Here is a 19969-nt window from a genome sequence, read left to right on the forward strand (position 1 = left end):
CACACTTATATACAGTGGTTATAAACACAAGTGCCATAACATCGCCAAGCTGGCGGAGATTGGGGCGGAGCTGCATCAGGCGTTGGTGGGTGCGATGCCCCGCGAGGAGGCGGCGGACAAGGCGCTGTTCGATCTGCTGAAGCGGGCCTACATCGAGGCGCGCTACTCGAAAAGCTATCGGATCAGCGAGGAGGAGCTGACGATCCTGCGGGCGCGGGTGTTGGATCTGGCCGAGCGGGTGTCGGTGGCCTGCCGGGAGCAGTTGGCGTCGTTCTGCGGCGCGGACGCGGTGGGGGAACTGCCGACGCTCCCCGAGGATGGCGAGGCGCCGGAATTGCCGCCGCTGCCGGAGGTGGAGGATCGGGCGGCGATGGAGCGGTGGGGGAGGTTGGTGGCGACTGATCGCTGGGAGAGCGGTCGGGAGAGCGGTTTGGCGGAAGGGCTGAAGCGCGAGACCGCTCGGGCCCGCAAGATTGCCGGCACGCTGTTGGCCAAGGGGATGGCGGCGGAAGAGGTGGCGGAGATCACCGGGCTCTCCGTCGACGAGGTCGCGGCGCTACTGGATCGCCAGTAATCCCTCCACGCTCTGGAACTTTTCGTCACGGGTCACCAGGGTTGCGCGGTGAGCCAGCGCCTTCGAAAAATTGGCGCGGGGTGAGGATGGCGACCCCTTCGAAGGGGTGTAACTCCAAGAGATCCTGGTCGCCGATACGGCTCCGTTTGGAAAGAGTGCGAAGCTGATGAGGACGTTGGTATCGACAACGACCCTCATGAATCCTCGTTGAGAATCTCGTTGAGGAGCTCTTCGGTGAGGCCTCTTTCTGCCGCGACTTCCCGCATCCGTTTGGCGACATCGACGATGGTTTCGTCCTTGTCACGGATGATGACCCGCAGGTGGGTGCCGGAGTCGATGCCGAAGCGTTCCGCAACGACCCGTTGGAAGTCAGCCGGGGTAACGTCTTCGAGAACGGTGGTAGCCATGGGGGAAGGGGCCTGCATGAGTGGTGAAACAGGATGGAAGTTCAGCGACCGCTACCATAGGGTGTGAGCAGCCGAGAAACCAAGTGCATCATGCGCGGAGGATGGCGCAAGCCCATGAATTACCGTAAAAATACGTGAGAGTCCGCAGATATGAGGACGCGGCAGTAGGGTGTGCCGAGGTACGAGGCGCACCGCCATCTCCGACCGGTGCGCCTCCTATCGTCGGCACACCCTACCCGACGGAGAAAGCGGTTGGATTCTCCATCGGTTATCGTTCTTCGACTTCCCGCAGTACCTCCGGGTGCCGCGCCACGATCTTCAGCAGGGTCTCCGCCGCCCCCGAGGGGTGGCGGCGCCCCTGCTCCCACTGCTGGAGGGTCCGGGGGGAGATGCGCAGCGCCGCCGCAAATTGGCTTTGGGAAAGCCCGCATGCAAGGCGCGCCTGGACGGCGTCGTTGGGCTCCACCCGGTGCGTGGCACCGTAGTTCCCCGCCTTGATGTCGCGGATCGCCTCCAGCAGTTCGTCGCCGATGTTCCGCTCGGCATCCCGTGCCTCGATGGACCGTTTGCTAGTAGGCATGGCCAAGCTCCTCCGCGATCTTGCTCAAGATGTGGGCCGGGATGTTGTCCTGGGCGCCTTTGGAATAGATGGTCAGCAGGACCAGGGCCCCGCTCTTCAAACGCAGGGTGTAGATCACCCGCACCCCGCCGCGCTTGCCCGACCCGGCCCTGGACCATCGAATCTTGCGGCAACCCCCCGAGCCGGGGATCGGATCGCCGGCCTCGGGGTTCCCCGCAACGTAGGCCACAAACTCGCCCCGCTCTTCCTCCGACCAGTAGTCGGGCCAGTGTCGGGTGAATATTGGCGACTCGATGACGGTAAGCATAGTGCGAATATGCGCCAATGGCGTATATTCGGCAAGTGGCCGGGTATCCCTTCCCGGAGTTCCGGGATTCTCAGAAGGTGGGGTCACACAGAAGGCGCAGGAGGTGTGCCCCGCATCGATGCAGAGGCATGGTTCCTCTACCGGAAGCCGCTGCCGGCGGTGGTGGGAACGCGATGATCCGGCTATGCCGCCCGCACCTCGATCACCAGGCGTTTGCCGAGGGCGGAGAGCGCTGCCTCGATGCGCGGGAGCTTGGTGGCGTGCTTGGTGATCCCGGCCTCGCGGACGGCGAGGTAGAGCGCGGCCTTGGCGGCCATCTGGGCGGGGAGGTCGACCAGCGTTTGGCCTCGCTTCGGCTGGGATGGCTCGGGTACCTCCGTTCCCGCGTGGATGCGGTAGGCGATCGCCTCCTCCAGGCAGTCGCGGGCGTCTTCCAGGGCTTCCTCCCGGGTTCGTCCGTCGGTGGCGGCGCCAGGCAGGTCGGGGAAAGTGGCCAGGAAAAAGCCGCCTTCGTCCTCTTCGATGGACGCGGGGTACGCGAGTCGGTTCATGGTTCGCACCTTCAGTCGATGGTTACGTCGGTTGCCTACGACCCGCCACCGCCGAAGGAGTCGGTGTCGCAAACGCTGCGCAGCAGCTCCGCGGAGATGCGATAGCCTCTCGCGGCCATCCCGTTCACGACCGATTCAGCCGATTCGATCAGGCCGCGCTGCTCCGCCACGAGCAGCACCCGAACCGTCCCGAACAGTCCCCGCAGGATGGCGAGACGATCGACCTTCGCGAGAGCGATCAGCGGTCCGGCGTCGGCGATGACGACAGCCATCGGGAGAGCTCCTCGGTCTCATGGGGCGTCGTTTCGTCGATACCGACGACGTCGATCCCGAGCCTACCGAGGTGATCGATGAAATCGGCGAGGGCCATGCCACTGAGCTTCGCGGCGGCGCCCGGGGAGAGGACGCGATCCCGGTAGAGCGTCGAGGCGAGCGCCGGACGCAGGCCGTTCTCCGCCTCCGTCAACGAGCCGTCGAGGTGCAGCAATACGGCGTTGGGCTGATTCCCCTTCAACACCAGTACCGGGGCTTCCTCCGCCTGACGCAGGGCGAGGGAGGGGTTCTTCTTCAGCTCTCGGACGTTGTAGGCGTGCATGATCGGGGCACCATAGATGGGGTGCTACCCAATGTAGTCCACGTGTGGGGGAGGGACACAATGCATTCGCTATGCGCGCGCTTTGCCTTCTTCAAGCGGGCGTGGGGGTCTCGTTTGCATTGGGTGATGGGACTTTGGTTCCTCGACGCGCTGATAGGCCCTCTACTGGCGTGATCGGAAGGCGGCCGGCGATCCAGCCGCCGGCATACCCGACTATTCGAACGGATTTCGCAGCGTGACGCCGGTGCCGGCGAAGTCCCGTACATTGCGGGTGACCAGCGTGAATCCATACACCAATGCGGTGGAGGCGATCTGTTTGTCGAGGGCATTTTCGTGGTGCGGCACGCGCAGGTATCCCCACACCCGGGCCTCTTCCCGGCCGAAGTCGAGGATGTGCTCCCCGTACTCCTCCACCAGGATTTGTAGCCAACGCTCCAGGAGGTCGACCTGCGTTTCGTCCCCACGATGGCGGATCATCTCGACACCGCGCTATAGCTCGCCGAGCGTGACGACGCTGATGAAGGCGGGGGATTCCCGTTCGGCGAGTTCGTGAAAGAAGCGCAGCACGCCGGGGTTGGCGCGGTTCCGTTTGCGTAGTTCGCTGACGACGTTGGTATCCAGTAGATACATACGCGCTTCTCGGTGGGCCGCTAGTCGTCGAAAGGCTCGGCCGCGTGGCGCTCCTCGCGGCGCGCGAAGTCTTCGTCGGTGCCGACATCCGGCATTTCCCTCAGCACCTCCAGGAAAGTGCGTTTTTTGGGATGGATGAGGGCCTGTGCCAGGATCCGCCGGTGCTCCGCCTCGGCGCTTATGCCGTGCCGGCGAGCCTGCGCCTTCAGGGCGTCGGCAATGTCATCGTCGATGTTACGCACGATCAAGTTGGCCACGGGGTCTCTCCTGGTGGTGTTCTCTCCAGGCATGATAGCACTGCTATCTTGAAGGCGATGTTGAGGACCCCCTCCCGGGTGTCGTTGAGTTCCAGCATACAGGAGAGCAGAAGCGGTCCCGGGTCGGAGATGGTCGCCCGCACCGGGTGGCCCTGCCTGCCTTGCAGGTCCCGGAGGACGGTGGGGTAGCCCTCGAAGCGGAAGTCCGCGATGCCGATCGGTCGAAGTGCCGCCGTAGGCGGGTGACGGCGGAATTGGGCAGGACAACCCTCGCCTATCGGGTGACAATGCCGACATGACCACCCCCGACCTCCTGATCCTCGACACCACCCTGCGCGACGGCGAGCAGACCCAGTGGGTCTCCTTCGCCCCGGCGGAGAAGATGAACATCGCCCAGGCGCTGTTGCAACTGCTGCGGGTCGACCGCCTGGAGGTGGCCTCGGCGCGGGTCTCCGAGGGCGAGCTGCACGCGGTGGCCAATATCATCGAGTGGGCCGAGCTGGCCGGCTACGCCGAGCGCATCGAGGTGCTCGGCTTCGTCGACCACACCCGCAGCGTCGATTGGATCACGGAGGCCGGCGGGCATGTCATCAACCTGCTCACCAAGGGCAGCGAGCGCCACTGTCGGGTGCAGCTGGGCAAGACCCTGGAGGGGCACCTCGGCGACATCCGGCGCACCGTCGACTACGCGAAGAAGCAGGGGCTGCGGGTCAACGTCTATCTGGAGGACTGGTCCAACGGCTATCGTGACAGCCCGCAGTACGTCTTCGACCTGCTGGAGGCGTTGCGTGGTGAGGGGATCGGCCACTTCATGCTGCCCGACACCCTGGGGGTGATGACCCCGGATCAGGTGCTGGCGAGCCTCACGGACATGCGCCGGCGCTTCCCCGAGCTGGCCTTCGATTTCCACCCGCACAACGACTACGGGCTGGCCACGGCCAATGCCCTGATGGCCGCCAAGGCCGGCGTCTCGACCCTCCACTGCACGGTCAACTGCCTCGGCGAGCGCGCCGGCAACGCCTCGCTGGCCGAGGTGGTGGTCAACCTCAAGGACCGCCAGGGGCTGCGCCTCAATATCGACGAGCGCCACATCATGCGCCTCAGCCGCCTGGTGGAGAACTTCTCCCTCAAGCGGGTGGCGGAGAACGCCCCGATCGTCGGCGCCGACGTCTTCACCCAGTGCGCCGGGGTGCATGCCGACGGCGACAACAAGGCCGGGCTCTACCAGACCGAGCTGCGCCCGGAGCGCTTCGACCGCCAGCGCACCTACGCCCTGGGCAAGCTCAGCGGGCGCGCCTCGCTCGCCAAGAACCTGGAGCGCCTGGACATCCAGTTGGCCCCGGGCGACCTGGACAAGGTCCTCGAACGGGTGGTGGAGCTGGGCGACCAGAAGCACTCGCTCACCTCCGAGGACCTGCCGTTTCTGATCGGCGAGGTGCTGGAGGGGCGCGACCACGAGTTCGCCGAGCTGCTCGCCTGCTCGGTGACCAGCAGCCTCGGCCTGGAGTCCACCGCCAGCCTGCGCATCCGCCTGGGGGAGCGGGAGTATTCCGCCTGCGGCGCCGGCAACGGCGGCTTCGACGCCTTCATGAACGCCCTGCGCAAGGTGGTGCCCAGGCAGGGCTTGCGCATCCCCGAGCTGGTGGACTACGAGGTGCGCATCCCGCGCGGCGGCAAGACCTCGGCGCTGACCGAGTGCCTGATCACCTGGGACGACCAGGGCGAGACGCGCAAGACCCGCGGGGTGGACGCCAACCAGGTGGTCGCGGCGATGAAGGCGGCGATCCGCATGCTCAACGGCCAGGCGCAGCAGCGGGCCCGCGAGGAGTGTGTGGCGGGGCCGTGATGCGGGCGATGCCGTGCGTGGGCCTCGCCCGCGCCGAGGTGTGCCCCCTACGGCCTGCCGGTGGCGGCGAGGGGGCAACGGGCGTAAACCCTATTTCTTGAACGAGCCCTCCACCGTCACCTTGAGGCTGCTCTCCGCTTTGCCCTTGGTGACGAAGGGGATGCCGGTCTCGCCGCCGATGCCGATGCCGAACTCCAGGGTCAGCTTGTCCACATTGGCCTCGGCCACGTCCCGCAGGGAGCGCACCGCCCGGCGGGTGAAACCCTGCAGCACCGACTCCAGCCGCTCCATGCCGGGGATCGGTGCGGGGCCATCCTTTCCGTCGTCCCCGCGCAGGGTGCGCGTGCGGGACGGCTGCGGCACCGCTGTCTCCCTCGGCGCGCTCACCGATTCGTCCACCTCCATCCACAGGGTCTCGCCATCGTCCAGTTGCATCGGAATCAGCTTGGTCATACGTTTATCTCCAGGTAACGGTTACGCCTCGCGTCGTAATCATAGTGGCTAGGGATGACGTCCAGGGAGAGCACGATGAGCCGCGATGCCTTGGTGGTCGGGATCAATCGCTACCGACACCTACCCTCCCTGCGTCTGTCCGCCGGTGACGCCGGGGCCATCGCCGATCGGCTGCAACGCCACGGCGAGTTCCGCGTCCGCCGCCTTCCCGAGGGGATCGACGATGACGGGACGCTGATTGTGGCCCCGGATCGGGAGGTCACCACCCGGGAACTGGAGCAGGCGATCATTCGGCTGTTCCTGCCCGACGGGGGACCCGCCCCCGAGACCGCACTCCTCTTCGTCGCCGGCCACGGCATCCAGGTCAAACGGGGAACCACCCAGGGGCTGCTGGCCGCCAGCGACTATGACCCCGCCCGCCCCGACTACACCCTCACCCTGCAGTGGCTGCGCGAGCTGCTGCGCCAGAGCCCAGTGCGCAACCAGGTGGTGTGGCTCGACACCTGCCATAGCGGTGAGCTGCTCCATTTCCACGAGGCCGACCCCGCCACCGGGAGCCGCTGCCTGATCGCCGCCTCCCGGGCCTTCGAGCCCGCTTACGAGGAGATCGCCGGTCGTCACGGGGTGCTCACCGGCGCGCTTTTGCGCGGGCTGGACCCGGCCCTCCAGCCGGACGGGCGGGTCACCAGCTTCACCCTGGCGGCGGACGTGGACCGGCTGTTGCGGGGCGAGACCCAGCAGCCCCTGTGTGCCAACTCCAGCCAGCCCATCGAGCTCACCCGCGGGCGGGTGGAGGCGACCGGGGCGGCCCCCTTCAGCGGCCGCTGCCCCTACAAGGGGCTGCGCTTCTTCGCCCAGGGCGAGGAGGACGCCGGCGACTTCTTCGGCCGCTCCCGGCTCACCGCCCAACTGGTGGAGCGGGTGCGCCGCGACGACCTGCTCGCCGTGGTGGGGGTCTCCGGCAGCGGCAAGTCCTCGGTGGTGCGCGCCGGACTGCTCCACGCCCTGGCCCGCGGCGAGCACATCGGCGGCAGCGGGCGCTGGCCCCAGGTGGTGATGGTGCCCGGCTCTGACCCCTTGCAGAGCCTCGCCATGGAACTGCGCCACCAAGCCGGCGTCGAGGGGCGGCAGGCCGCGGAGTTGGCCAAGGGGGCCGACCCCGAACTACTGGTGCGGATCGTCCACGGGCTCACCGCCGAGGGGCGCCGGCTGGTGCTGGTGGTGGACCAGTTCGAGGAGTTCTTCACCCAGGCCGAGGAGGAGGCGCGGGAGCGTTTTCTCGGCTGTCTGCTGTCGGCCTTGGAGCGGGCCGAAGGGCGGCTCTGCCTGGTGCTCACCCTGCGCGCCGACTTCTACGCCAAGTGCGCCGAGCAGGCGTATCACGGCCTGGCCCGGCGCATTCAGGAGGGGCTGGTCACCGTGCTGCCGATGGCGGCGGAGGAGCTGCGCGAGGCGATCGTCGCCCCGGCCCGGCGGGTGGGGCTGACCGTGGAGGAGGGGCTGGTCGCCGAGCTGCTGGGCGAGGTGGGGGAGAATCCGGGCCACCTACCACTGTTGCAGGACACCCTCACCTCGTTGTGCGAGTCGGGGCTGGAGGCGCGCCAGCTCACCCTGGCGGCCTACCACACCCTGGGCGGGCTGAAGGGCAATCTGGCGCGGCGGGCCGACGCGCTGTTCGAGGCGGTGGAGGAGGGTGAGGCGCCGCCCCCCAACCATCTGGACGCGGAGGAGCGGGAGGCGGCCCAGTGGGTGCTGATCCAGCTCACCCGCCTGGGTGAGGGCACTGAGGACACCCGGCGGCGGGTGAGCCAGGCGGAGCTGGTCACGCCTCGCTTCCCCGAACCGCTGATCCTGCGCACCCTGGCCAAGCTGGCGGACGCCCGGCTGGTGGTAACCAGCGCCCTGCTGCCCCGCGGTCGGGAGGGGGACGAGGAAGGCGATGGGGCGGTTGAGGGAGCCGGCCTCGCCGCCGTGGAGGTGGCCCACGAGGCGCTGATCCAGCACTGGCCGCGGCTGCGCCGCTGGCTGGAGGAGAACCGGCGGCTGGAGACCTGGCGGCGGCGCTGGCGGGCGGAAGCGGAGGAGTGGGCGCGGCGCGGCCGGGACCCACAGGACGTGCCGCGGGGGGCGCGGCTGGTGGAGGCGGAGGAGTGGAGCCGGTCGGCCGAGGGGACCCTGGACGGGGTGTCGGAGGCCTATCTCCAGGCCGGCCTGGTGCGGCGCCAGGCGGAGGCGGAGGAGCGTGCGCGGCGGGAGGGGGAGGAGCGGCAGCGGGAGTGGGAGGCCCGCGAGGCGGAGCGCAAGCGGGCGGAGGCGGAGGAGCGGCGGCAGCGGGAAGAGGAGGATGCGCGGCGGCGCCTCAGGCTGCTCTGGACCCAGCGGCTGGCCGGGGCCGTAGTGATCGGCCTGGTGATCGCCATCGGCCTGGGGACCTGGGGCTGGGTCGAGCGCTCCCACACCGCAGCGGTGGAGCAGACCCGCACCGAGGCCCTGTTCGACGCCAGCCTAACCCACGCCGCCCTGCTTGCCCGGGTGGACGACCCTCGGGAGGCGCGGGCCGTGCTGCGCGCCACGGCGGGACTCGATCCGGCCATCGCGGCGGACCGGCGCCACGCTCGCAACCTGCTGGCCGGTTTCGTGGAGATCCTGGGGGGCGAGGCGGAGCAGGTGTACGCGGGGGTAGGAGCGCAGTTGATCGACGTGGCGGTGTCGCCGGATGGGCGGCTGCTGGCCGCCGCCGGGGAGCGCGGCACCCTGGTGCTGTTCGATGCCGAGAGCGGGGCCGTGGTGCGGCGGCTGCGGGGGCATGACGGCGGGGCGGGAGCGGTTGGGGCTGTTGTCGCCGTCCTCTTCTCGCCCGATGGCAGGCTGCTCTACAGCGGCGGAGAGGACGGGCGCATCCTGCGCTGGGTCGTTGCCGGGGCGAAGGAGAGAGAGCCGTTGAACGAGAAGCCGGTGGGAGATCCCTGGCAGGCCCCGACGGCGGTCATAGCACTGGCCCTGAGCCCGGATGGGGGGACGCTGGCCAGCGGTGGCATGGATGACGCCATTACCCTCCGGTCCACCGCCAACGGTGAGATCCTGCGTACCCTGAAGGGGAAGAGCAGTGATGTCTCCGGCGGCAATTCGTTGGTCTTCACTGCGGATGGCCACCAGTTGGTGAGTGGTGGCTATGGCGGCGAGGTGGGGGTCTGGGAGCTGGGGAGCGGTGAGGAGCGAGCCCTGCCGCGGCTGCACACAGGCCCGGTTCGTGCCGTGGCGGCGAGCGATGAGGACCACCTGATCGCCACCGGGGGGGCTGATAAGCGCATCGTGCTTTGGGATGCGGATAGCGGGCGTCCCGTGCGCGTGCTGCGGGACCATGGCAACGACGTTATGGGACTACGTTTCGTCCCCGGCGGCCGGCTCCTTTCAGCCAGTCGGGATAAGACCTTGCGGTCGTGGGATGTGGTCACGGGTGTCGCCTTGCATATCTACCAGGGCCACAGCGCCGCGCTCCGCTCGGTCGTCCGTCATGGCGAGCGGCTCTACACCGCCGCCAACGACGCCACCCTGCGCCGCTGGTCCCTAGCCACGCCGGGGCAGTGGGTGTGGGGGCTGGCGGGGAAGCCTCGTTCCGCCGCGGTGTCGCCGCGCCGGGGACTGGTGAGCGTCGGTTTCGCGGATGGGGCCTTGCGGCTCTACACCCTGCCGGGGCCGGATAGGGCGGTTGCGGCAGGGGAGCCGGTCGCGGCGGTCGCAGATGCCCACGCTAAACAAATTATCCGTCAAGCCTATAGCTCGGACGGCCACCTCCTCGCTACCGCCAGTTTCGATCACACCGCCAAGCTCTGGCGTGTGGAACGCGGTCCCAACGGCTGGAGCCTCACCCTGCTGCATACTTTCCAGGGCCATACCGACCCCGTATACGCCGTCGCCTTCTCACCGGACGGCCGCACCTTGGCCACCGCCAGCTATGACGGGCGAGTGGGGCTGTACGATGTGGCGAGCGGGGAGGGGAAGTCGTTCGCAGCTCATGACGGAAAGGTAGGTGTCGTGCAATTTTCCAGTTCCGGTGATGAGCTGATGACCGCTGGTGAGGATGGAGCCATACGCCTCTGGGACTTGACCCAGGCCCCGCCTACCCCCCGCCAAGTGGTCCGGTCGGAGGACCAGCTCCTTTCGGCCACCCTCCGTCCCGATGCCCGCGAGCTCGCCGTCGTCGGCCGGGATCAATGGGTCACCCTCCACGAGTTCACCCCTGACCCTCCCTCGGTTCGCCACTTGGTAGGCCACGAGCAGACTGTTTTCCGTGCCATCTACGCCCCCGACGGCAGCCAGCTTGCCACCGTGGGCGCCGACATGAACCTCTGCCTCTGGGACCTCCCCACCGGCAAGGCACTCTTCACCCAGCGACTGCCCACGGAGATGTACGTCCACGGTGGTCCATCCCTCTGGGACTTCGACTTCCGCTGCCTTCCCGCGGAGGCCTCCTCTCCCGACGCCGGCCACTGCTGGGTCGCCGTGCCGCTCACCATGGGCCGCCTGGCCCTCTACCGGCTGCCGTATGAGCAGCCGCTGGCTTCCATTACGCCGTGAGGCGGCCTTCGTCAATCTGAAAAATTGGCATGCCACTCTCGTAGGACGGACAGGGGAGTGGAACGACGTGCCCGTCGAACGAAGGCGGTGAACTCCGTTTCGGCAATGCCGTTCTGACGAGCGGGTTGCGCGTTTTTTTAGCGATGCCTGAATTACGTGTTGCGCTCAATGGTCGCGCCTCGGTTCCCTGTAGGAGCGGCCCCTAGGCCGCGATTATGACGAAGTTAGGCGTCTCGATTTGGCAAGCGGTGGAAGCGGACAGGGCGCCATCGCGGCCTAAGGGCCGCTCCTACAATCGAGAGGGATGTCGCAACAGCCAACTCTTTATTGCCCAGGGAAGTGCTTATTGCGTGAGAGGGCAGGAAGCCCGGAGCGTCTGCCCATTTTGCCGTCGACGAGCGTGCATCCTATGGGGAGCCCCCCCCCCGGCTGTTCGGCGTCGATGCGTTGCTAAGCCCCATCGCGGAGGCTTGCTCCCCTTACCACCCCAATCCACGGAACACCCAACCAGGAGCCCAACCATGTCCAACAAGCTGCCCCTCGTCGCCGCCATCCTGCTCGCCCTGGGGGCGAGTGCGGCCAACGCCTTCGACCGCGACCCCGTTACCGAGATCGACAGCTGGAACGCCGCGCTGAGCCTCGCCGACCGCGACGCCAAGTACTGCAAGATGGTCGTCTCCCCGTTCATCTTCTATCGCGGCAGCAACCACCTCTTCTGGCACGACTTCGCCAACGACCCGCGCATCGCCAACTTCGGCAACGGTGACACCCAGACCTGGATCCAGGGCGACCTGCACGCCTACAACTTCGGCAGCTACGACAACGACAACGGCGATGTGGTCTACGGCCTCAACGACTTCGACGAGAGCGTGGTGGCCGACTACCAGTACGACGTCTGGCGCATGGCCGTCTCCCTGGTGCTCATCGCCCGCGAAAACAACAACCTCTCCAGCAGCGAACAGCAGGCGATGGTCGACGCCTTCAGCGAGCACTACCTCGACACCCTCGCCGATGTCCACGGCAACAACGACGAACTGGACGCCATCTACACCAAGGACAACACCTACGGCCGCCTCGACGACTTCCTCGACGACGTGGAGAGCGGCGAGAGCCGCCGGAAGATGCTGGACAAGTGGACCAACGAGGTGGACGGCGTGCGTCAATTCGATCTGAGCTACGAGAAGCTGGGAGAGGCCAGCGCCGCCGAGCGGGTCCAGATCGAGGCGGCGATGGCCGCCTACGGCCAGAGTCTCAGCGGCGGCATCGATTACGACAACAACTTCTTCGCGGTGAAGGACGTCGCCCGTCGCCTGCTGGCCGGTACCGGCTCCCTCGGCACCCCCCGCTTCTACGTCCTTATCGAGGGGGCGAGCGGCAGCGAGGACGACGACCGCATCCTCGACGTCAAGCGCCAGGGGCATCCCACCCCCTATCACTACCTCGGCAGCGCGTTCACCACTTGGTACGACGCCAACTTCCCCAACCCCGCGGTGCGCCACGCCATCGCCTACAAGGCCCTCGACATCCACGTCGACGACCTCCTCGGCTGGATGATCTTGAGCGACGGCGACTACTCGGTGCGCGAGCGTTCCCCGTTCAAGGACTCCTTCGACACCACCGAACTGACCAGCGATACCCGCTACAACAAGCTGGCCGAGCAGTGGGGCGCCATCCTCGCCATGCAGCACGCCCGCGCCGACAAGGATTACAACGCCGGCTACGTCCCCGCCTCCTTCGACAAGGAGGTGGACGAGGCCACCGACACCCACCACAGCGAGTTCCGCGCCCAGGTGCGCGACATCGCCTTCAGCTACGCCGATCAGGTCGAGGCCGACTACCAGGCCTTCGTCGCCGCCTACGGGTCCATCTGCAACTGAGGCAGGCAACGGAGAGGGCCCTCTCCTCTCCGATCTGCCACCCCGGACTCATCCATCGTCCGACGGGCTCCCGGGATATCGAGGTGATCGAAAGGGCTTTGGTCCGGTAATCTGTGAGCGGAATCCAACCGTTCACCGCCAACCCTCACGCCCTGGAAGCGCTACTCCCATGCCCACCCCGACCCAAGATCCCTTCCTCTTCGACGCTGAACAGCTCCAATCCTTCGCCGCCGAGCCGGCACTGCGCGCCGGCCTCGCCGATTTCCGCAATCAGTGCGTCACCGAGCTGACCCACGGCGACGGGGCGCTGCAGGCCGAGGTGGAGGACGGCGACTCCGGCGAGATCCTGCACACCCGCCTCGTCTACGACGCCGACGGCAACCTGTCGGTCGCTTGCGACTGCGGGGCGCCGCCGGACCAACCCTGCCGCCACGCGGTCGCCCTGCTCTACGCCTATGCCGCCGCGCAGGGCGACGAACTGCTCGGCGCCATCGACAGCGCGATCGAGGAGCGGGTGCAGCGCGGGCGCACCGAGGTGCGGGTGGAGCCGGTGGGCAAGCGCGTCGGCCTCGGCGCCTGGCGGGCGCAGTCGATCAACCCCAGCAGCCACCTCAGCCGCGCCTACCAGGTCAACGTCCGCTCCCTGGAGCGCAGCGGCAACCACTGCACCTGCCCGGACTTCGCCACCAACCAGCTCGGCACCTGCAAGCACATCGAGGCGGTGCTCCACAGGCTGGAGAAGCTGCCCAAGGCGAAGCGCAAGGCGCTGCGGGTGGCGCGGCCCTACGTCTACCTGGCCTGGGAGGTGGAGGAGGCGCCGCGCATCGCGCTGCACCGCGGGGCCGAAGTCGCCGACGGGCTGCGGCCGCTGCTCGACGAATACTTCGACGCCCGCGGCCTGTTCCGCGGCCGCCTGCCCGACGACTACTACCGTTTCGCCGAACGGGCCGAGGGGCGCGACGACCTCGACCTGGGCGAGGACGCCGCGGCCCACGTGCGCCGGCTCTCGGCGCAGGCGGCGCAGCGCGCGCGCGGGCGCGAGATCGGCGAGCGCATCGTCGCCGGCGGCGGCCACATCCCCGGAGTGAAGGCGCGGCTCTACCCCTACCAGGTGGAGGGGGTCGCCTTCCTCGCCGCCAACGGCCGCGCGCTGCTCGCCGACGACATGGGGCTGGGCAAGACCCTGCAGGCGATCGCCGCCGCCCGCTGGCTGCACGACCACGCCGAGGCGCGTGCCATCCTGGTGGCCTGTCCGGCCTCGCTGAAGCAGCAGTGGGCGCGCGAGATCGCCCGCTTCACCGGCCTCCCGGCGCAGATCGTCGAGGGCGGCCCGGCGGCGCGGGGCGCGCAGTACCGGCGCGGCGACGGCTTCTTCATCGTCAACTACGAGCTGATCCTGCGCGACCTGACGGTGATCAACGAGGTGCTCAGCCCCGATCTGGTGATCCTCGACGAGGCCCAGCGGATCAAGAACTGGCGCACCAAGATCGCCGCCGCGGTGAAGGCGATCCCCTCGCGCTACGCCTTCGTCCTCTCCGGCACGCCGCTGGAGAACCGCCTGGAGGACCTCTACAGCCTGATGCAGGTGGTCGACCCCCACGTCCTCGGGCCGCTGTGGCGCTACCTGGTGGACTTCCACGTCACCGACGAGCGCGGCAAGGTGCTCGGCTACCGCAACCTCTCCGAGCTGCGCCGCCGCCTGCGCCCGGTGATGCTGCGCCGCGACCGCTCGCTGGTGCGCGACCAACTGCCCGAGCGGGTCCAGCAGCGCCTCGACGTGCCGATGACCCAGGCCCAGCTGGATCTGCACGACGCCGCCATGGCGTCCGCCGGCGCCCTGGCCCAGATCGCCCGGCGCCGCCCGCTCACCCCCAGCGAGCGCAACCGGCTGATGGCCGCCCTGCAGCAGGCGCGCATGGCCTGTAACGCCGCCGGCCTGGTGGACAAGGAGAGCGAGGGGGCGCCGAAGCTCGACGAGCTGGCCGATCTGCTCGACGAACTCTGCCTGCAAGGGGGGCGCAAGGCGGTGGTCTTCTCCCAGTGGGAGGGGATGACGCGGATGGTCGAGCAGCGCCTCACCGCCATGGGCCTGGGCTGCGTGCGGCTGCACGGCGGCGTGCCCAGCGCCAGGCGCGGCGCGCTGATGGACCGCTTCCGCGACGACGAGACGGTGCAGGTGTTCATCTCCACCGACGCCGGCGGCCTCGGCCTCAACCTGCAGAGTGCCACCCTGCTGGTCAATCTGGACATCCCGTGGAATCCGGCGGTACTGGAGCAGCGCATCGCGCGCATCCACCGCCTGGGCCAGCGCGAGAGCGTGCAGGTGATCCTGATGGTGGCGGTGGAGGGCTACGAGGAGCAGGTGTTCCGCCTGGTGCAGGGCAAGCAGACCCTGTTCGACAACGTTGTCGACCCGGAGGCGAGCGAGGACGTGGTGGGGGTGTCGCCGAAGCTGCTTGAGGTGTTGACCAGGGATTTGCTGGAGCAGCAGCCGGGGGAGGCGGAGGAAGCGGAGTCCACGGCCGGGGAAGAGGTACCCGAGCCGGCCAGCGAAGCGGAACGGGCCGTTCCCGGCGGGACGAGCGCCGCGGAGGAGGGGCCGCTGCAAACCGCCATCCGCGCCGCCATCGAGCGTATGCAGGCCCACTTCGGCGCCCGCATCGAACGTATCGTCGGTGCCGGCGGCGGGCTGTTGGCGGTGGTCGACCGGGTGAGCGGGGAGGACGACCGCTTCGCCGCCGAACTGAGCGCCGCGCTCGGCGGCGAGCACGCGGTGGAGATCCCCCTGGCGCTGATCGACCCCACCACCCTGCGCGGTCTGCAACGGCTGGGTGCGGCCTCGCCGGTGCAGGAGGGCGAGACGCTGTTTGATGCCGCGCAGCAGCCCGAGGCGGCCGGCGAGCCCCGCCTGCTGCGCTTGGCGCGGGAGAAGCTGGAGGCGGCGGAGCTGCTCGCCGGCCACGGCTCTGCTGGCGCCGCCCTGGAACTGCTGCTCTCCGCCCTGCTGGCCGCCGCCGCCCACCGCGGCGGCCTCGACCAGCCGGTGGAGCCCCGCGAGGCGGGCGTCTGGCTCTACGCCGAGGCGGTGCCCAAGGGGTGGCTGAGCGGCGAGCAGGCGGCGCTGATCCTGCGCGCGGTGGGCCTCGCCCAGGCCGAGGTGCTCCCCGCCGACCTGCTGGCGGCACTGCTGGAGGAGGCGAGGGGGTTCGTGCATGGGGCGTGAGGGAGGCGAAGAATTTACGCCAGGGCTTCGGCCCGTTACCTTCCCAGATCGGCCACCAGCGTCGGCCGCCGCGCCAACGCCGCCTGCTCGTCCTCCACCAGGGCGAAATCCTGATCGATCCGCTTAAGCTCCTCCGCCGCCCGCTCCTTCTCCTGATGGCGATGGGCGAGATAGAGGAGCCCGCCCGGCGCCACCACGGCGAAGAGCACCTCGCCGGTGGTCAGCTCCTCGTTGGCCTCCCGTCGCAAGGTTTCGCGTTCCGTCTCCAGGTAGCGGTGCAGCCGTTGCAGGGTCTCGCGGGTCGGCGGCGGGGGGAGGCTGGCGACCAGCCGGTCGTCGATCCGCTGCGGTGGCGGGGCGGCAAGGAGCGGCCGCGACACCGGCAGATTGCTGCCACCGATGGCCGCCAAGCGTCTTTCGGCGCGTATGCTGACCGCGGTCTGCGGATAGCGGGCGCGTAGCCCGATCAGGGTGTTGCGATAGCCTTCGGAGCGGCCCAGCTTGCGATTGCACAGCGCGATCTTGAACAGTGCGTCCGGCGCCTTCGGCTCGTCGGGGTGGTGGGTCACCACCTGACGGAAGGCGGTCAGGGCGGTGCGGTAGTCCCCCTGGGAGTAGTAGGTCTCGCCGATCCAGTAGCGGGCGTTGTCGGAGTAGGCGGTGCCGGGGTGGCGGGCCAGGAAGTGCTCGAAGGCGCTGCGCGCCCGCTCGAATTGGCCGTTGCGGTAGAGCGCCATGGAGCGGCTATAGTCCTCCTTCACCGTTGCTTCCGCCGCGGGAGCGGCACAGAGCAGGGCGAGGGCCAGCCAGGGGATGAGATGGGGTCGTTGCATGGGGTGCTCCCTGTTTCGGCGAGGGCGCCGGGATGGCCCTCTCCGGTTCTTTCCAGGACCAAGCAAGGTTGCTGCCAACTCCAAAGGTGTGCCGCGATCGGTGTTTGGTCAAACCGCCCCCGCTACCCGAATCCTGACTGTTTTGGTATGCTAATGGCCCGTTTCCCATTTACCGACCGTTTCTCCGGGGAGTCTCCATGCGCCCGTCCCAGATGATGACCATCCTTGAACGCGAGTTCGTCTCCGCCCGCGAGGGGCACCACACGCCGGTGATGATGTGGGGACCGCCGGGGGTCGGCAAGTCGCAGATGGTCTCCGAGGTGGCCGCCGCCCACGGGGCCGAGGTGATCGATGTGCGGCTTTCGCAGATGGAGCCGTCGGACCTGCGCGGCATCCCCTTTCGTGAGGGGGACCGGGTGGAGTGGGCGATCCCCTCGATGCTGCCGGATGCCGCCCGCCACGGCGAGCATGGGGTGCTGTTCCTCGATGAGATCACCTCCGCCGCCCCCAGCGTCTCGGCGGCGGCCTATCAGCTGATCCTCGATCGCCGCCTCGGCGAATACCGGGTGCCCGCCGGCTGGGCGATCTTCGCCGCCGGCAACCGCCAGGGGGACCGCGGCGTCACCTACGCCATGCCCTCGCCGCTGGCCAACCGCTTCTCCCACTTCGAGGTGGAGGTGAACCTCGACGACTGGGTGAAATGGGCGTGGGACCACGGCATCGACGAGCGGGTGATCGCCTTCCTGCGCTTCCGTCCCGAGCTGCTGTTCGACTTCGATCCGGCCCACAACCCGGTCGCCTTCCCCTCGCCGCGCTCGTGGGAGTTCGCCCACCGGGCGCTGGCCAAGTTCGCCGACCACGGCCGGCTGCTGGTCGGCACCCTGCAGGCCTGCGTCGGTCCGGCCGCCGGTATCGAGCTGTCGGCGTTCGTCGAGAACCTCGACCGCATGCCCGATGTCGACGCCATCCTCGCCGGCAACGAGGCGCCGGTGCCCACCGAGGTGGACCTCCAGTATGCGGTGGCCGCCGCCCTGGTGGGCCGCGCCATCCGCGCCAAGGGCACGGAGGGGGCGAAGGAGGCGTGGGGGCGGATCCTCGAGTACGCCGGCCGCTTCCCGCAGAAGGAGATGGGGGTGATGCTGGTCCACGACATGTTTCGCGCGGTGGGCAACGAACTGTTCAGCGTGCCCCAGTTCAACCCCTGGGCGCTGGAGGTGGGCAACCTGATGCTGGAGGAGACCGGCGAATACCGGCCGGAGTGAAGAAGATTTGTCCGCAAATGAACGCGAATGAAGAGGAATGAAATTCAAAATGAATTCTCTTTCTTATTTGCGTTCATTCGCGTTCATTTGCGGACAACTCTTCCGTATTCGCGGTGAGGAAGTGTGATGTCTGTCGATCCGATCGAGACGAAGCTGGCGCAGGCGCGCACGCGGTTGATTCTGGACAAGCCGTTCCTCGGCGCGCTGGTGTTGCGCCTGCCGCTGGTCGAGGCGGATGGGCAGTGGTGCAAGACCACCGCCACCGACGCCCGCGCCTTCTACTACAACCGCGACTACATCGACGCCCTGTCACCGCGCCAGACCCAGTTCGCGCTGGCCCACGAGGCACTGCACTGCGCGCTCTCCCACTTCGCCCGCCGCCAGCACCGGGTCAGGCACCTGTGGGACATCGCCTGCGACTACGCGATCAATCCGCTGCTGATCAAGGACGGCCTGAGCCCGCCGCCCGATGCCCTCCACCTCACCGAGTTCGAGGAGATGACCGCCGAGGAGATCTACCCCTGCCTGGAGGAGAACGACAACCAGCAGACCCATGACCTCCATCTCTACGACGCCGACGAGGAGGGGCAGGGGAGCGGTGAGGGCGATCCCCGCAGCGGCAGCGGCAGCCCGCAGCAGCAGGATGGTGGCGGCAACCAGGGGGCGGATGGCGAGGGGAGCAGCGAGGGCGACGGCAACGGCGAGCGCTCCGGGGGCGCCCGCCGCCCGCCGCCGCTGGGGCTCGACGAGCGCGATCAGTTGGCGATCCAGTGGGGCCAGCGGATGGCCGGTGCCGCCCAGCAGGCGCTGCAGGCGGGCAAGCTGAGCGGGGCGATGGCGCGGCTGGTCGACCACTTGCTCCAGCCGCAGCTGCCGTGGCGGATGCTGCTCGCCCGCTATCTCGCCGGCATCGCCCGCGAGGACTACAACTACCTGCGCCCCTCGGGCCGCCGTGAGGGGCCGGCGATCTACCCCAGCCTGCGCAGCAGTCAGCTCAACGTGGTGGTGGTGATCGACACCTCCGGCTCGATCAACGACGACGAGATGGCCGAGTTCCTCTCCGAGGTGAATGCACTGAAGGGGCAGGTGCGGGCGCGGGTGGAGCTGCACGGCTGCGACGCCGAACTGGATCCGCGGGGGCCGTGGAGTTTTGAGCCGTGGGAGCCGCTACGCCTGCCGGAGGCGCTGCGCGGCGGTGGCGGCACCCGCTTCACGCCAATTTTTTCCTACGTGGACCTACAGGGGAATACCCCCGACCTGCTACTATATTTTACCGACGCCGATGGGGATTTCCCGGAACAGGAGCCCCACTACCCGGTGTTGTGGCTGGTGAAGGGACGGCGCAAGGTGCCCTGGGGGCAGCGCATCCAGCTCAATTGACCCCCCGCCGCGGAACCATTCCCGAGGTCGTTCATGGGGGGGCAACACCCATAACGACTACGCGGGAAAACAATGAAATCCGACATCACACCCACCGCGCGGGAAGTGACCCTGAGCGATGAAGAGGTCATCATCAGCAAGACCGACCTGAAGGGTCGGATCACCTACGCCAACCGCGCCTTCATGCGCGTTTCCGGCTACAGCGAACCGCGGCTGCACGGCGTGCAGCACAACATCGTCCGCCATCCCGACATGCCCCGCGGCGCCTTCCGCCTGTTGTGGAAGACCCTCCAGGGGGGGAACGAGTTCTTCGCCTTCGTCAAGAACCTCACCGCCGACGGTTCCTACTACTGGGTCTTCGCCAACGTCACCCTCGACCACGACCTCAAGGGCAACGTGCTCGGCTACTTCTCGGTGCGGCGCAAGCCCAGCCCCCAGGGGATACGGACGATCAGCGAGCTCTACCGCGAGATGCTTGAGTTGGAGCGCCGCGCGGGGCCGGCCAACGCCCCCGACGCCTCCATGGCGTGGCTGCTCGACCAGGTGCGGGCCCACGGGGTGGGCTACGACGAATTCATCATCGGCCTGCAAGCGCCGTAAGCGAGGAGGTCGATCC

The 19969-nt window shown here is 68.2% G+C and carries 20 protein-coding genes; 8 read left to right on the forward strand and 12 right to left on the reverse strand.

The genetic code is table 11. The annotated features are described in order from the left end of the window. On the forward strand, window positions 1-574 hold a 574-nt coding region (locus ACYQ2W_RS15360; RefSeq protein WP_459868978.1), incomplete at its 5' end, for a hypothetical protein. Between the two features lie 194 nt (window positions 575-768). On the opposite strand, the gene ACYQ2W_RS15365 is transcribed toward ACYQ2W_RS15360, so the two are convergent. The 10 genes from ACYQ2W_RS15365 to ACYQ2W_RS15410 all read right to left on the reverse strand — a co-directional run bounded on the left by ACYQ2W_RS15365 (window position 769) and on the right by ACYQ2W_RS15410 (window position 4179). Next, a complete protein-coding gene (locus tag ACYQ2W_RS15365; protein WP_459868980.1) occupies window positions 769-981 on the reverse strand; it encodes a hypothetical protein in 213 nt (70 codons plus the stop codon). Between the two features lie 268 nt (window positions 982-1249). Beyond that, window positions 1250-1561 (reverse strand): helix-turn-helix domain-containing protein, encoded by a 312-nt coding sequence (locus ACYQ2W_RS15370; RefSeq protein WP_459868982.1) that lies wholly within the window; start codon window positions 1559-1561, stop codon window positions 1250-1252. Continuing rightward, window positions 1551-1868, reverse strand: coding sequence for a transcriptional regulator (locus ACYQ2W_RS15375; protein WP_459868984.1), 318 nt, complete (start codon window positions 1866-1868; stop codon window positions 1551-1553). The genes ACYQ2W_RS15370 and ACYQ2W_RS15375 overlap by 11 nt, the downstream gene beginning before the upstream one ends. A gap of 182 nt (window positions 1869-2050) precedes the next feature. Next, on the reverse strand, window positions 2051-2419 hold the full coding sequence (locus tag ACYQ2W_RS15380) for a type II toxin-antitoxin system HicB family antitoxin (protein WP_459868986.1): 369 nt from the start codon (window positions 2417-2419) through the stop codon (window positions 2051-2053). Between the two features lie 35 nt (window positions 2420-2454). Beyond that, a complete protein-coding gene (locus ACYQ2W_RS15385; protein ID WP_459868988.1) occupies window positions 2455-2691 on the reverse strand; it encodes a DUF3368 domain-containing protein in 237 nt (78 codons plus the stop codon). Continuing rightward, a complete protein-coding gene (locus ACYQ2W_RS15390; RefSeq protein WP_459868990.1) occupies window positions 2658-3014 on the reverse strand; it encodes a UPF0175 family protein in 357 nt (118 codons plus the stop codon). The genes ACYQ2W_RS15385 and ACYQ2W_RS15390 overlap by 34 nt, the downstream gene beginning before the upstream one ends. Window positions 3015-3227: 213 nt before the next feature. Continuing rightward, on the reverse strand, window positions 3228-3491 hold the full coding sequence (locus tag ACYQ2W_RS15395; protein WP_459868992.1) for a PIN domain-containing protein: 264 nt from the start codon (window positions 3489-3491) through the stop codon (window positions 3228-3230). Between the two features lie 12 nt (window positions 3492-3503). Further along, window positions 3504-3644 carry a PIN domain-containing protein gene (locus tag ACYQ2W_RS15400; protein WP_459868994.1) on the reverse strand — a complete coding sequence of 47 codons (141 nt, stop codon included), beginning with the start codon at window positions 3642-3644 and terminating at the stop codon, window positions 3504-3506. A 20-nt stretch (window positions 3645-3664) separates the two neighbouring features. Further along, complete coding sequence (locus tag ACYQ2W_RS15405) at window positions 3665-3901, reverse strand: FitA-like ribbon-helix-helix domain-containing protein (protein WP_459868996.1); 237 nt, start codon at window positions 3899-3901, stop codon at window positions 3665-3667. After that, a complete protein-coding gene (locus tag ACYQ2W_RS15410; RefSeq protein WP_459869034.1) occupies window positions 3889-4179 on the reverse strand; it encodes a helicase HerA-like domain-containing protein in 291 nt (96 codons plus the stop codon). The genes ACYQ2W_RS15405 and ACYQ2W_RS15410 overlap by 13 nt, the downstream gene beginning before the upstream one ends. Window positions 4180-4196: 17 nt before the next feature. Between ACYQ2W_RS15410 and ACYQ2W_RS15415 the strand changes: the two genes are divergently transcribed. Next, window positions 4197-5747: an alpha-isopropylmalate synthase regulatory domain-containing protein gene (locus ACYQ2W_RS15415; RefSeq protein WP_459868998.1), complete on the forward strand. Its 1551-nt coding sequence runs from the start codon at window positions 4197-4199 to the stop codon at window positions 5745-5747. 90 nt (window positions 5748-5837) lie between these two features. Here ACYQ2W_RS15415 and ACYQ2W_RS15420 read toward each other — a convergent pair whose 3' ends face one another. Next, complete coding sequence (locus ACYQ2W_RS15420; protein ID WP_459869000.1) at window positions 5838-6200, reverse strand: CU044_2847 family protein; 363 nt, start codon at window positions 6198-6200, stop codon at window positions 5838-5840. Between the two features lie 75 nt (window positions 6201-6275). Between ACYQ2W_RS15420 and ACYQ2W_RS15425 the strand changes: the two genes are divergently transcribed. From ACYQ2W_RS15425 to ACYQ2W_RS15435, 3 genes are all read left to right on the forward strand, one after another. Then, entirely contained in the window at window positions 6276-10778 is a 4503-nt protein-coding gene (locus ACYQ2W_RS15425) for an nSTAND1 domain-containing NTPase (RefSeq protein WP_459869002.1), read from the forward strand. A 521-nt stretch (window positions 10779-11299) separates the two neighbouring features. Continuing rightward, window positions 11300-12655, forward strand: a complete 1356-nt coding sequence (locus ACYQ2W_RS15430; protein WP_459869004.1) for a DUF2252 domain-containing protein — start codon at window positions 11300-11302, stop codon at window positions 12653-12655. Window positions 12656-12824: 169 nt separating this feature from the next. Continuing rightward, window positions 12825-15878 (forward strand): SNF2-related protein, encoded by a 3054-nt coding sequence (locus tag ACYQ2W_RS15435; protein ID WP_459869006.1) that lies wholly within the window; start codon window positions 12825-12827, stop codon window positions 15876-15878. A 35-nt stretch (window positions 15879-15913) separates the two neighbouring features. On the opposite strand, the gene ybgF is transcribed toward ACYQ2W_RS15435, so the two are convergent. Beyond that, a complete protein-coding gene (gene ybgF / locus ACYQ2W_RS15440; protein WP_459869008.1) occupies window positions 15914-16711 on the reverse strand; it encodes a tol-pal system protein YbgF in 798 nt (265 codons plus the stop codon). Window positions 16712-16908: 197 nt separating this feature from the next. On the opposite strand from ybgF, the gene ACYQ2W_RS15445 reads away from it, so the two are divergent. From ACYQ2W_RS15445 to ACYQ2W_RS15455, 3 genes are all read left to right on the forward strand, one after another. Beyond that, window positions 16909-17973, forward strand: a complete 1065-nt coding sequence (locus ACYQ2W_RS15445; protein WP_459869010.1) for an AAA family ATPase — start codon at window positions 16909-16911, stop codon at window positions 17971-17973. A 126-nt stretch (window positions 17974-18099) separates the two neighbouring features. Further along, a complete protein-coding gene (locus ACYQ2W_RS15450) occupies window positions 18100-19353 on the forward strand; it encodes a vWA domain-containing protein (protein ID WP_459869012.1) in 1254 nt (417 codons plus the stop codon). A gap of 72 nt (window positions 19354-19425) precedes the next feature. Next, the gene (locus ACYQ2W_RS15455; protein WP_459869014.1) at window positions 19426-19953 is read left to right on the forward strand and encodes a PAS domain-containing protein; all 528 of its coding nucleotides are present in this window, start codon (window positions 19426-19428) and stop codon (window positions 19951-19953) included. The last annotated feature ends 16 nt before the right edge of the window (window positions 19954-19969 follow it).

This window comes from Endothiovibrio diazotrophicus, from assembly GCF_054657215.1.